This is a genomic window from Acinetobacter sp. CIP 102529 (genome assembly GCF_000368325.1).
Taxonomy (GTDB): Bacteria; Pseudomonadota; Gammaproteobacteria; order Pseudomonadales; family Moraxellaceae; genus Acinetobacter; species Acinetobacter parvus.
The window spans coordinates 109,239-122,499 of the sequence record NZ_KB849355.1 but is presented as its reverse complement, the minus strand read 5'-3'; the positions used below and the strand labels follow the sequence as shown (position 1 = coordinate 122,499).

General features: G+C 41.3%; 12 protein-coding genes and 2 pseudogenes. 9 read left to right on the top strand and 5 right to left on the bottom strand.

Features of this window, described 5'->3' with window-relative positions:
- Window positions 1–23 precede the first annotated feature (23 nt).
- Entirely contained in the window at window positions 24–479 is a 456-nt protein-coding gene (locus F972_RS05610; RefSeq protein ID WP_004677856.1) for a phasin family protein, read from the bottom strand.
- A gap of 209 nt (window positions 480–688) precedes the next feature.
- Here F972_RS05610 and F972_RS05605 point away from each other — a divergent pair, with 209 nt between their 5' ends.
- The 8 genes from F972_RS05605 (at window position 689) to fdx (ending at window position 6,813) form a co-directional block, all read left to right on the top strand.
- Window positions 689–1,327: a hypothetical protein gene (locus F972_RS05605; RefSeq protein ID WP_004680960.1), complete on the top strand. Its 639-nt coding sequence runs from the start codon at window positions 689–691 to the stop codon at window positions 1,325–1,327.
- Window positions 1,328–1,434: 107 nt separating this feature from the next.
- Window positions 1,435–1,908, top strand: a complete 474-nt coding sequence (locus F972_RS05600) for an Rrf2 family transcriptional regulator (protein WP_004677860.1) — start codon at window positions 1,435–1,437, stop codon at window positions 1,906–1,908.
- A 1-nt stretch (window position 1,909) separates the two neighbouring features.
- Complete coding sequence (locus F972_RS05595; RefSeq protein WP_004680961.1) at window positions 1,910–3,130, top strand: IscS subfamily cysteine desulfurase; 1,221 nt, start codon at window positions 1,910–1,912, stop codon at window positions 3,128–3,130.
- Window positions 3,131–3,221: 91 nt separating this feature from the next.
- A complete protein-coding gene (iscU, locus tag F972_RS05590) occupies window positions 3,222–3,611 on the top strand; it encodes a Fe-S cluster assembly scaffold IscU (RefSeq protein ID WP_004677862.1) in 390 nt (129 codons plus the stop codon).
- A gap of 25 nt (window positions 3,612–3,636) precedes the next feature.
- The gene (gene iscA / locus F972_RS05585) at window positions 3,637–3,957 is read left to right on the top strand and encodes an iron-sulfur cluster assembly protein IscA (protein ID WP_004661460.1); all 321 of its coding nucleotides are present in this window, start codon (window positions 3,637–3,639) and stop codon (window positions 3,955–3,957) included.
- A gap of 83 nt (window positions 3,958–4,040) precedes the next feature.
- Complete coding sequence (hscB, locus tag F972_RS05580; protein WP_004769222.1) at window positions 4,041–4,559, top strand: Fe-S protein assembly co-chaperone HscB; 519 nt, start codon at window positions 4,041–4,043, stop codon at window positions 4,557–4,559.
- 38 nt (window positions 4,560–4,597) lie between these two features.
- Window positions 4,598–6,457, top strand: a complete 1,860-nt coding sequence (gene hscA / locus F972_RS05575; protein WP_004680964.1) for a Fe-S protein assembly chaperone HscA — start codon at window positions 4,598–4,600, stop codon at window positions 6,455–6,457.
- Window positions 6,458–6,474: 17 nt separating this feature from the next.
- Window positions 6,475–6,813 (top strand): ISC system 2Fe-2S type ferredoxin, encoded by a 339-nt coding sequence (gene fdx, locus F972_RS05570; protein ID WP_004680966.1) that lies wholly within the window; start codon window positions 6,475–6,477, stop codon window positions 6,811–6,813.
- Between the two features lie 63 nt (window positions 6,814–6,876).
- Here fdx and F972_RS05565 read toward each other — a convergent pair whose 3' ends face one another.
- The 4 genes and pseudogenes from F972_RS05565 to F972_RS05550 form a co-directional block, all read right to left on the bottom strand.
- On the bottom strand, window positions 6,877–8,316 hold the full coding sequence (locus F972_RS05565; RefSeq protein WP_004677865.1) for an adenylate/guanylate cyclase domain-containing protein: 1,440 nt from the start codon (window positions 8,314–8,316) through the stop codon (window positions 6,877–6,879).
- A 55-nt stretch (window positions 8,317–8,371) separates the two neighbouring features.
- Window positions 8,372–8,806 (bottom strand): HIT domain-containing protein, encoded by a 435-nt coding sequence (locus F972_RS05560; RefSeq protein WP_004677866.1) that lies wholly within the window; start codon window positions 8,804–8,806, stop codon window positions 8,372–8,374.
- 193 nt (window positions 8,807–8,999) lie between these two features.
- On the bottom strand, window positions 9,000–12,461 hold the full coding sequence (mfd, locus tag F972_RS05555) for a transcription-repair coupling factor (RefSeq protein WP_004769221.1): 3,462 nt from the start codon (window positions 12,459–12,461) through the stop codon (window positions 9,000–9,002).
- 99 nt (window positions 12,462–12,560) lie between these two features.
- A pseudogene (locus tag F972_RS05550) lies at window positions 12,561–12,893 on the bottom strand (hypothetical protein); the annotation flags it as partial.
- On the opposite strand from F972_RS05550, the pseudogene F972_RS15170 reads away from it, so the two are divergent.
- Window positions 12,889–13,185, top strand: a pseudogene (locus F972_RS15170) (LysR family transcriptional regulator); the annotation flags it as partial. The pseudogenes F972_RS05550 and F972_RS15170 sit on opposite strands and share 5 nt — an antisense overlap.
- Window positions 13,186–13,261 lie beyond the last annotated feature (76 nt).

Sequence of the window (13,261 nt, the reverse complement as noted above, 5' to 3'; positions counted from 1 at the left end):
AAACAGACGAGTGCCTATATTTTTTACTTTTTATTCAATTTACTCTTTAATTGATTATTTTCTTCAATCAATGCATCTACTTTAATATGTAGCTGAACTAAAAGTTGCTCGATATGCTGGAGATCTTTTGGAGTGACTAGACCAATACGATTCAACGAATGATTCACACCTGTATCCAGAATTTTTTCCACCTTGTCTTTGGTGTCAGTCACCGACTCTTTGGCTTTCTCAGTCACTTTTCCAACGGTGTTATCAGCAAAATCTACAGTCTTGGATTCTAGCTCTTCACCCACCTTGACCAGAGAGTCAAATAATTTATTTCCCTCTTCTTCGGCGCGTGAAAAAGCTCCCAAACCTGCCAGCCAGATTTGTTGTGTATACTTTTTGAAATCGAGTGCAGATTTCTTCGAACTCTTTGATTTTGGCTTAGTTTTTACCTCAGCTTCTTCATTCGGATTTTCTATGTTCGAGTTATCCATTGACCATTGCTCCCAAGCACTTTACAAACAGTATGTGGTATTTAACCATAAAAATGATTTTATAATATCAAAATTAAGACTTGATCGTTTTATAAAACTGTTCTACAAAGCAACAAAGACCTGTAAATTATTTTTAATAATTGAGTAAGGATGATCAGGCTTACAAGTCTTGTTGTTTTATAGCGATATTGGTAAGGAAAAATCAATCAATGAACGAAAGCTCAAAATCCAAACATTTATGGCTAAATGTGACATTGATTGCTTTAGAGACTTTTTTTTCCTTTATTTTAACCCACGATGCCACCCTGCGCTTACAGGCACAGAAACTGATCCAGAAAAAAACCACGATCAGGATAAACAGCTACATCCCTTTCTTTGATTTTTACATTCAGTTCACTGAAAAAGGCATTTTATTCGACCTTGCCGCCAATGATCGTACAATTGATGTCGAGATCAACACCACACTGATTGACCTAATTAAAATTTTCATCTTTAGCAATCAGCAAAGTCTATACAATATGCGGATTATGGGTAAGCCCGAACTTACCACAGACCTGACCGATGTATTACAGCACCTCACCCTGTCCAGAATTTTGGTCAACTGGCGTGAATGGTTCAACCACTTTGAAAATGATGCGGAAGCCGTTGCTTCCCAACAGCGCATTACCCCACTGCTTGATAAAATTGACCAGCAACGTTCTGAAATCAACACTTTGCTGGTTGAAGCAAAACAATACCAGAACCGTATTCACCGCATGCAAAAACGCCAGCGCCTGATCAATATTGGCTTTGCTGTATTGAGCTTTATTTTTATTGCCTTTTTTGTTTATAATATGTGGATACAATAATTTCATAATATTTTACTTTTCACACGCATAATGACGATTTAAAACTTGACTATTTTAGTCGGAATTCATAAAATTTAGTCATCTAGTCTAATCATGTGTATCGAATTATGCGTCTTACAACTCGTGGTCGTTACGCAGTGACTGCTCTACTTGATTTAGCTTTGCAGCCAACTGAACAAACAATCACGCTTGCGGAAATAGCAGCTCGCCAATCCATTTCAGTCGCTTATTTGGAACAGTTATTTGCAAAACTTAAGCGTCACGGGTTAGTTTCAAGTGTTCGTGGTGCAAATGGTGGTTATCACCTTGCACGACATGCCAGTGAAATCACCGTACTAGAAATTATTGAAGCTGTAAATGAAACGGTCGATGCGACTCGTTGTGACCACAAAGGCAACTGCCAAAATGGTGCAATGTGCTTAACGCATGACTTATGGCAAGAACTCTCCCACCATATTGCCGATTATCTTGCAAAAATCAATCTTGCTGACCTGATTTCCCGTGACAACGTTCAAACTGTTGCCATTCGCCAGAATTCAGTAAGTCTCGATTCAGCCTTTCTATCGGTTACAGGTATTTGACATGAAACGCCCAATTTATCTTGATTATGCAGCAACAACACCATTACTTCCTGAAGTTGCAGAACGTATGATGGAATGCTTAACTTTCGAAGGGACTTTTGGTAACCCTGCCTCACGCTCACATGCTTATGGCTGGCAGGCTGAAGAAAAAGTTGAATATGCCCGTGAGCAAGTGGCCAATCTGATCAAGGCTGATCCTCGTGAAATCGTCTGGACTTCAGGTGCAACTGAATCTGACAACCTGGCACTTAAAGGAATTGCCCAATTCTACGGTTCAAAAGGCAAACACATCATTACCAGTAAAATCGAACACAAAGCTGTGTTAGATACTTGCCGCGAGCTAGAAGAACAAGGTTTTGAAATTACTTATTTAGAACCCGAACCACGTACAGGTTTAATTACGCCTGAAATGGTGAAAGCAGCTTTACGTCCAGATACCATTCTTGTATCGCTCATGATGGTGAACAATGAAATCGGTACGATTACTGACGTAGCAGCTATTGGCGAGCTAACACGTGCGAATAAAACATTCTTACACGTTGATGCTGCACAGGCAGCTGGTAAAGTTGAAATCGATCTTTCAACCATGAAAATTGATTTAATGAGCTTCTCTGGTCATAAAATTTATGGCCCTAAAGGAATTGGTGCTCTATTTGTCCGCCGTAGCCCACGTGTTCGCTTAAAAGCACAAATGCATGGTGGTGGTCATGAGCGCGGTATGCGTTCTGGTACTTTAGCAACTCATCAAATTGTAGGTATGGGTGAAGCTTTCGAAATTGCTGGAAAAACCATGCAAGCAGAACAAGAGCGTCTTCGCCACCTACGTGACAAACTTTGGAATGGCTTCCAACAAGACCTTGAGCAAGTGTTCTTGAATGGTCATCCGACTGAGAACGTTGCAAACTATCTTAATGTCAGCTTTAACTTCGTTGAAGGTGAATCATTAATGATGGCGTTAAAAGATCTTGCAGTATCAAGTGGTTCAGCATGTACATCTGCAACATTAGAGCCGTCATATGTATTACGTGCTTTAGGTTTATCCGATGAATTAGCACATAGTTCAATTCGTTTTAGTTTTGGTAAATATACAACTGAAGCAGATATTGATCATGTGTTAACAATTACCAAAGCTGCTGTTGAGAAATTACGTGAACTTTCTCCGCTTTGGGATATGTATAAAGAAGGTATCGACCTTTCAACAGTTGAATGGGCTGAACACTAATTCATTGGAGTTTGAATTGAACTCTTCATTGAAAACAGTGTTTTAACCCTCATATTAATATTAGGCTGACCCCGAGGTTTGGAGAAGCGACATGGCTTATAGTGAAAAGGTAATTGATCATTACGAAAACCCTCGTAATGTTGGTGTATTAGACAAAAATGCAGAAAACGTAGGTACAGGTATGGTCGGCGCACCTGCATGTGGCGACGTGATGCGTTTACAAATTCAAGTCGATGACAATGGCGTAATTGAAGAAGCTCGCTTCAAGACTTATGGCTGTGGTTCTGCAATCGCATCAAGTTCACTGGTAACCGAATGGTTAAAAGGTAAAACGCTTGATGAAGCTCAAGCGATCAAAAACATTGATATCGCGACTGAACTTGCACTTCCACCAGTAAAAGTACACTGCTCTGTCTTGGCTGAAGATGCAATTAAAGCTGCGATTGAAGACTATCGTGGTAAGAAAGCGAAAGCTGTGTGATGACCGAAATAATATTGGAGTTTTCATGATCCATTTAACTGAAAATGCTGCGACTCACATCAGCAATTACCTGCAAAACCGCGGTAAGGGTGAAGGCATTCGTATTGGTGTGAAAACTTCGGGTTGTTCTGGGTTGGCCTATGTACTTGAGTTTGTCGATGATATCGATACACATGATCAAGTGTTTGAGCAACTCGGTGTTAAAGTTTTTGTTGACCCTAAAAGCCTTGTTTATCTCAATGGTTTAGAGATGGATTATGTGAAAAATGGTTTGAATGAAGGCTTTGAATTTAACAACCCTAACCAAAAAGGTGAATGTGGTTGCGGTGAATCATTTACCGTCTAACTAGCAACACCCTCTTTCTTTTCGTCAAAACAGTGTGTTCCGCACTGTTTTAACGTATTTATTAATAGCGGAATTCATCTCCCATGAATCATTTTGAGTTGTTCCAATTACCAGAAGCACTCGATATAGATTTAGCAGCTTTAAAAAAACAATTTTTAAGTTTGCAACAGCAATATCATCCCGATAAAGCCACTGACAAAGATCAAGCATTGATCAAGTCGAGTGAAATCAATCAAGCGTATAAAGTACTCTCACAAGTTGATAGTCGTGCGGCGTATTTACTTGGCTTAAAAAAACAAGATCATCACTTGGATCAGTCCATTAGCGATTTTGAATTTTTACAATCTGCACTCGAAATGCGTGAACAGCTTGACGAAGCCACCTCTACCGAGCAACTTCGCACCTTAAAAGTTGAAGTTCAGCAATGGATTGACGGGTTAGTTCGTGAATTTAAAATTGATTTTGCTGAAGAAGACTGGGCTGAGGCTCGTGATACCGTTCGTAAACTACGTTTTTTTCAACGTGTCATGAATGATATTGATAAAGCCGAAGATCGTATGTTGGACGAAGAAGATGGCTTCGATCTCGATGATGATTTTTAATCCGCTGTTACCAAATATTTTCAAGGGATACCGCACGCATGGCACTTTTGCAAATTGCTGAACCAGGTCAATCTACTGCTCCGCATCAACATCGTATTGCGATCGGCATTGACTTAGGGACAACCCACTCTTTAGTGGCGACAGTGCTATCGGGAAAACCGAAAGTTCTGCAAGATGACAAAGATCGTGTATTACTACCGTCGATTGTTCATTACGCAAAAGATTCAACGACGTTTGGTTATGAAGCCAAGCCGTTTATGATGACTGACCCCAAAAATACTGTTGTTTCAGTAAAACGTTTTATGGGTCGCTCGCAAGCAGATATCAAATTTCAGCATCCGTATACACTTGTTGGTGCAGAAAATGAGATGCCAGCATTTCAAACTGCTGCTGGTCGTAAAACGCCTGTCGAAATTTCTGCAGACATTTTAAAGCAGTTAAAAGATCGTGCCGAAGCAAGCCTCAACAACCCTATCAACGGTGCAGTGATCACTGTTCCAGCATATTTTGATGAAGCACAACGCCAAGCGACACGTGATGCTGCTCAACTTGCAGGTTTGAATGTTTTACGTTTGTTGAATGAACCAACGGCTGCCGCGGTTGCCTATGGATTAGACCAAGATACCAATCTCAGTACAGACCGTAATTATGTGATTTACGATTTAGGGGGCGGTACTTTTGACGTCTCCATCCTACGTTTCTCACAAGGTGTTTTTGAAGTTCTTGCGACTGGTGGACATACCGCGCTTGGTGGTGATGACCTTGACCGCTTAATCGTAAAATGGGCAAAAAAACAGCTTAATATCGAAACTTTAAGCGATGAAGAATATGCTGTTTTTATTGTGGCAGCGCGTCAAGCCAAAGAATACTTAACAGATCATGAAGCTGCTGAATTAAAATTACTGGATGATCGTCTCACTTTAGATCGTCCGACCTTTGAATCGATTATTCAAGTTGCACTCGATAAAACCATGAGTGTATGTAAACGTGTACTGCGTGATGCTAAACTTGAACTCGATGAAATCGAACATGTGGTTTTAGTAGGTGGTTCAACACGTTCATATGCCGTACAAAAAGCTGTACGCGAATTATTTGAACGTGAACCACTCTGTACGATCAATCCTGATGAAGTCGTTGCAATTGGCGCATCTATTACCGCCAACCAGCTCATTGGCAACAGTCAAGATGGTTCATTACTGCTTGATGTCACGCCACTTTCTCTTGGTCTAGAAACCATGGGTGGATTGGTTGAACGTTTGATTTCACGAAACACAGCAATTCCAGTCGCTCGCCGTCAAGAATTTACCACTTATCAAGATGGCCAAACCGCGATGTTGATTCATGTGGTACAAGGTGAACGTGATTTAGTCGAGCATTGTCGTTCATTGGGTCGCTTTGTTTTACATGGCATCCCACCAATGACTGCGGGTCAAGCACGTATTGAAGTGACCTTCCAAGTTGATGCGGATGGCTTACTGACAGTATCTGCGAAAGAAACCACTTCTGGTGTTCAAGCGCAAATTGATATCAAACCATCTTATGGTCTATCTGCAGCGGATACTGAACGCCTCTTGGTTGAAGGTTTCCAACATGCTGAAGAAGACAAACAATTGCGCCATCTGCAAGAAACAAAAGTGGAAGCACAACGTGAGTTGGAAGCTTTAGAACAAGCGTTAAAAGCAGATACTGACTTACTCTCTCAGCAACAAGCACGAGATCTAATTCTTGCTGCTGAAGCGTTAAAAGCTCGCCTTAAAACCGATGAGCTTGCAGCAATTGAACAGGCTGTTCAACAGCTTAAAATTCACAGTGATGCCTTTGCCGCGTTGCGTATGAATCGACATATTGACCATGCCTTAAAAGGTACGAAACTTGAAGATTGGTCAAACTCAAACTAAAGGTATAGGTGATCAATATGCCACGTATTAAAGTTCTTCCTCATGCACAAATTTGCCCAGAAGGTGCAGAATTTGAAGTCGAACAAAATGCCAATTTATGCCAAAGTTTATTAAAACAAGGCATTAAAATTGAACATGCTTGCGACATGTCTGCAGCATGTACGACTTGCCACGTGATTGTTCGTAAAGGATTCGATAGCCTTGAAGAAATGAACGATGTTGAAGCAGATCTACTTGATCGTGCATGGGGTTTAGAGCCTGACTCTCGCCTGTCATGTCAGGTTGAGATCGTTGATGAAGACTTAGAAATTGAAATTCCGAAATATACGATTAATCATGCTTCGGAAAATCACTAAGCTTTATCCATAAAAAAACTCCTCTTTATTAGAGGAGTTTTTTTATTCAAGAATAAATCTGGGTTATTGTCTAATCTCATCATCCAACGTCAGTTTTGGAATTCCCTGTGCATTGGTAATTTTCTGTTGCTTTTTAATTCGGTCTATCATTTTTTCAAGAATTTCAACCAGTTCAGGATATTCATAATTTTGTACTTCCTCTAAATTAAGTACCAAATGAAAACCTTTGTACTCAAAATCAAACCATTTTTGGGTATCTGATTTCTTGCCAGTGAATTTTTCCATCACCTGCCAAGTTTTTACGGGCCCCTGAATGCCTTTTAAGTAAATTGGTACTTTAGGCACACATAGAAATTCATTTTTAATCAACTGATGTGTGTCATCCGCAATTAGTATTTCATCCACTTCAGCCGCAGACTGTAAACGCGCTGCCAGATTTACATCACGCCCTACAATGGTATAGGCCATACGGTGTGAAGCACCATAGTTCCCAACGTGGCAATAACCTGTACTGATTCCCATGCGGATGTGCAGGGCTGGATAGCCCATTTTCTTCCAGCGTTCACGCAAAAGTTTCATTTGCTGGCGCATGGAAATTGCCATTTCCATACAGGATTTAGCATCCTGCTCCACACCCTGTGAGTTTGGGTCACCAAAGAAAATCAGGATCGCATCTCCCATGAACTTATCCACGGTTGCCTCATACTGCTTGGCAATTTCAGTCATGTGACTAAGATAATCATTAAGCAGGAAAGCTAGATCATCTGGAATAAGTGTTTCTGAGAGTTCGGTAAAACCTTGAATATCTGAGAAGAAAACCGTTAATTTTTTACGTTTATATTCAATTTTTGCCTCAGTCTCACCCCGCATAATCGATTGCCACAACTGCAGTGGTGCATAACGACTGAGCTGGTTGGCAAATGCAATATAGCGTGTCATTTGATTATGGTAATGCTGGCGTTGCTGTCCCAGAATATTGAGACGACGATGCTGATAGTAGTTACCAATCACAATAAACATCATCAGACCAAGCAAGCTCACAACGGTCAGTTCAGGATTGGTTGGCTCAAAGTATTCTTCGGCATTAAAGATAAAAAAAGTACAGAAATAAAAAACCACCACACCAATCAGCCCAATCAGGCAGCCAATTGGCAGGGAAATCTTGTTATTTAGACCAACATACAATAAAGCAAATAAAATGGTAAACGTAGGGACAAGACTTAAATGCAGGCCCGCAAGAACAATGGCAACAATGATGGCTTCACAGGCAAAGACAACATTCTTTTCAATGACTTTGTCATATTTATATTGCAGCCACTTTTCCAGTTTAGGACAGAACAGGAAATAGACCAATAACAAAGGGAGGATATAGAGTTGATAGCTAGCACTGGTAGAGGTAAAAGTATAGATAACCAAAATCAGCGACAAGATCGAATATCCCATCAATCGATGAAAGTAAGCGAACTGTCTAGGCTCTTTATCAATTAACCTATCTAGTGGCACTCCATCCTCCTTTTCTTATTATAGAATACGGCTTTTATTCTATTTTCTTTCTGGCTCAGTCCATGCGCCAGTCAAATGGCATGTCACCCTGACCACGCAATGCAAGCATTAGGGTCTGGCGCATATGTGCCAATACATCATTGCTATAAGGCACAGCTGGTGTACCCCACACAGGTTTAGGCCATGCCACATCATTCTGATAGCGCACAACATGATGAAAATGCAGTTGTGGAACTAGATTTCCTAGAGCGGCAACATTCATCTTATCGGCACGGAATACACGGGCGAGCTGGCTGGATAACCAGCTTGACTCACGTAGAAACTGTTCCTGATCTGCCTGGCTGAGTTCATATAGTTCTGTAATGCCTGGCACACGTGGTACAAGGATCAACCAGGGAAATTGCATATCATTCATTAAACGACATGTTGAAAGCGGGAAGTCGCCTACAAAAAATGTATCTTGAGCAAGTTGTGGATGCAAACTAAACATATCTTTATAAATGATGCAGAATAATGATGATCAATACTATCACATCAGTTTTGATGTGAATATTATTAGTCACCTGTTTGATTACAAATAACAATGATTTTCCTCATTTATTGGCGCAACATCCGATCAAAAAATGGTTATTTTTCACCGACAAACCTATATTCGCTTAATTAAACATCAATCCATTTTTCAACTAACTATGCAATTCACCCACCAATTTATTCAGTAGCTCAACGATAAACTGGATACGTTTGTCATATTCAGCCAGTTGCACCATCACTTTCAAGCGCTGCCCACCCTCCATACGGTAGTAGGTCGGATTTTTCTGCATAAGCTGAATAATGCTGATCGCCTGCACAGGTGTATCGGGCGAAAATTCAATGTAGCCATCATTGCTATTGATATCCACTTTGGTAATGCCCAGTTGCTCTGCCCTTAAACGAATCTGGTGCACACTAAACAGTTGCTTTACAGGCTGGGGCGGAATACCAAAACGGTCAATCAACTCCATACGGATGTTATCGAGTTTCTCCTGAGTATCGGTATTACTGATACGTTTATAAAATAATAAACGTTGATGTACATCCCCCAGATAATCATCTGGAATCAGGGCTGGCATGTGCAGGTTGATTTCAGCCGTCAATGACAATGGTGCATCAAAGTTCGGGGTCTTGCCTTTCTGAATAGCTTTGGTGGCTTTTTCTAGCATTTCCATATACAAGCTATAACCAATGGCTTGCATTGAACCACTTTGTTGCTCGCCCAGTAATTCGCCCGCACCACGAATTTCCAAGTCTTCGGTTGCTAGCATAAAACCTGCCCCTAAAGTTGAGGCACGCTGAATGGCATCCAGGCGTTTTTCAGCATCACCTTTTAAGCCTTTAATAGATGGTACAAGTAAATACGCATAAGCTTGGTGATGCGAGCGCCCGACACGACCACGCAATTGATGTAACTGGGCAAGACCCAGTTTATCTGCACGTTCAATGATAATGGTATTGGCATTTGGAACATCAATTCCTGTTTCAATAATAGTTGAACACACCAGAACGTTGTAATCTTTATGGTAGAACTGCTGCATCACCTGTTCCAGTTCACGTTCACGCATTTGCCCATGTGCCACAGCCACCCGTGCTTCTGGCACTAGATGACGGATCGTTTCAGCTGCCCTTTCAATGGTTTCCACTTCATTATGCAGCAAATAGACCTGACCCCCACGCAGCAATTCACGTAAAATTGCTTCTTTAATCGAGTCATCGGTATGTTCCTGTACAAAGGTTTTCACTGCCAAACGCCGTGCAGGCGGTGTCGCAATAATCGATAAATCCCGCATTCCAGAGAATGCCATATTCAAGGTACGGGGAATTGGAGTTGCGGTTAAAGTCAACATATCCACATCGGCACGTAAGGCTTTAATACGCTCTTTATCCCGCACCCCAAAACGATGTTCTTCATCTACAATCATTAAACCAAGGTTTTTAAACTGAATATTTTCCTGAAGAATCTTGTGTGTTCCCACCACGATATCCACTTTGCCCTCGGCCAAATCCTCAATAGTTTTGAGATGAGTTTTATTACTGCCAAAACGGGACAATACTTCAATACGAACGGCCGTATCAGCAAAACGGTCTTTAAACGATTCATAATGCTGCTGCGCCAATAGCGTAGTTGGAACCAGTACGGCAACCTGTTTACCATTTTGCACAGCGACAAAAGCGGCACGCATCGCCACCTCTGTTTTACCAAAGCCCACATCACCACAGACTAGACGATCCATTGGCTTGGCCAGTTGCATATCATGTAGGGTCGCTTCAATCGCATTGGCTTGGTCAAGTGTTTCCTCATAAGCAAAGCCACTGGCAAATTGCATATAAGCGGTATGGTCCATTTCAAATGCAAAGCCTGGCTTGGACTGACGACGTGCCTGTATATGCAGCAACTCAGCCGCAACATCATGGATTTGTTCCAGTGCTTTACGCTTGGCCTTGCTCCATGTATCCGTACCCAGTTTATGTAATGGTGCAAGATCGGGATCACCGCCACTATAACGGCTAATCAGGTGTAAATTGGTCACAGGCACATAAACTTTTGCACCATCAGCATAGTCAAGCTGTAAGAATTCGTGATCCTGCTGATCAATTTCCAGCGTCGTCAAGCCTGCATAACGTCCAACACCATGATCAATATGTACCACAGGTGCACCAATACTCAGTTCCGTCAGACTACGTATCAGGAATTCTTCCGACACTTCCTGTTGACGTTTACGGCGACGTTGTACCACACGATGTTCATAGAGCTGATTTTCAGAAATCACCGAAAGTTGATTCGTTAGCAACAAGCCCCGATCTAAAGGCGCGCTGGTAATGGCAACCTGTAACTGATCTTTCTGGAACTGGGCAAAACTCTCTACGGTTTGAATTTCACCTAATACCGCCCGCAAAGCATCTTTTAAAGTTTCACGGCGACCTGCACTTTCCGCAACCAATAAAATAGGATGTTTAGCTTGATCAACATAATGTTTCACCACCTCAAAAGGCTGTTGCTTTTTAGGATCAACCGCAAGTTTGGGTGGCTGCTCAGCAGCAAGATTGAGTACACCTGCTTTGGCTTCAAATGCTTCTGCTGAGGCCAGAATTCGTGGAAATTGATTTAATGCCTGTAACACATGATGTGGCATTAAAAATAATTCCTCGGGAGGAAGAATCGGTTGATCAATGTTATGACGACGATCCTCATAACGACGAACCACTTCCTTCCAGAAGTTGATGAGTTCATCTTCAACTTCATTATTTGTAATGACAACGCAATTCTTTGGTAAGTAGGTTGTGAGGATGCTTTGTGTTTCCATCAGCTTTTTATCAAAGAATAATGGTAGGTAAAATTCCAGACCTGGGGTCGCAATGCCCTCTAGGACATCCTGATAAATTGGATTTTTCTTAGGATTGGCAGTGGGAAAACTTTCCGCATAACGATCTCTAAAAGTCGAACGCCCCTCTTTTAATGGAAACTCTTTAGCAGGTAAAACAGTAAAGTTTTTTAAGGATTCAGTGGTGCGCTGCGTTTCTGGATCGAAGAATTTCAGACTCTCAATTTCATCATCAAATAAGTCAATTCGAATCGGTTGATCTTGTCCAGAGGCGTAAATATCCATGATGCTGCCACGAACCGCAAATTCACCATGATCATACACCGTATCAACCAACCGATAGCCTGCTTGTACCAACTGCTTTTTTTGAGCTTCCAGATCAAGTTTCTGTCCCACCTTAATATCAAAATGCTCGCCCACAACCCATGAATATGGTGCAACCCTTTGAGCAAGTGTACTTGCCGAAATCAGTAAAATGCCCTTTTGTGGCATATGGGACAGAATAGCCAAACGTTCTGACACAATATCCTGATGCGGTGACAAACGGTCATAAGGCAAAATTTCCCAGTCAGGGAAAATGGTAGGCTTGATGCCATAGAATTCAAGTTCACTTTCTAATTGCGCAAGATGCTGGTTATTGCTTGCAACAATCACATAGAGACTGGAACTTTGCGTGGCTATTTCTTTAAATAATAATGCAGCTGATGATCCAAGCAATGAACCAATCCAGCGTTTTTCGCCTGCTTTGAATTGTTGTAGATTTAATTGAGAGATTTCTTGTTGAAACATAGAGAAAATCGTGCAATTTAAAGGACAATTGACTTAGTTTAGCATGATGTTTTTTATGTGGATATAAATCCAGGAAGAAGACTAACTGGATTTATCTTTTCATTTTTTCTCTAACTGGCGGTCCATCAAGCGAAATAAGGGGCGGGTTAAATTCATAACCGTAGCAGGTGCAGTATTCAGCAAGGCATTGGCAATTGCACCACTGGTACTGGTGATACGATAGGACTTTTGCTGTACTGCCTTGACAATCCATCCTGCTGCGGTAGAGGTATCCCGCATTTGCATATGTTTATAAATCGTTGTTTTAGATGACATCGGAACATGGGTGCACATGGTCGAGATATTAATCACATGTCCTCCACCATTTTCCAGAAAATGTGGCAACAGACCTAATGTCAAACGAACCGCTGCAAAATAGTTGATTTGCAGAGACCATACCATTAAACCTGAGCTGTTATTTTCCAAAGATTACTGGCGTACTGATAATCATCACTCCGCCTGTATGATGATTGTTAGGAATCTGGGTTGGGGGGTTTTACCGCTGGAAATGTTTAATGAAAATCCTGACTTAAAGAAAAAATTTAAAATCATGGAACTTTATGATTTTACCCCCAAATTTGAATATTATGTGGATTTGGTCTGGAGTCGTGAAAGCGACTTGGGTGCAGCAGCACGCTTCTTAATTGAGCATATCCGCACACAACGCCAACTCAATAACAAATAATAAAAAGCAAACAGATAAATCTCTATCTACAATCAAAGCCATGCTTTGCTTTCACGCAGATTGTGCTATAACAGAA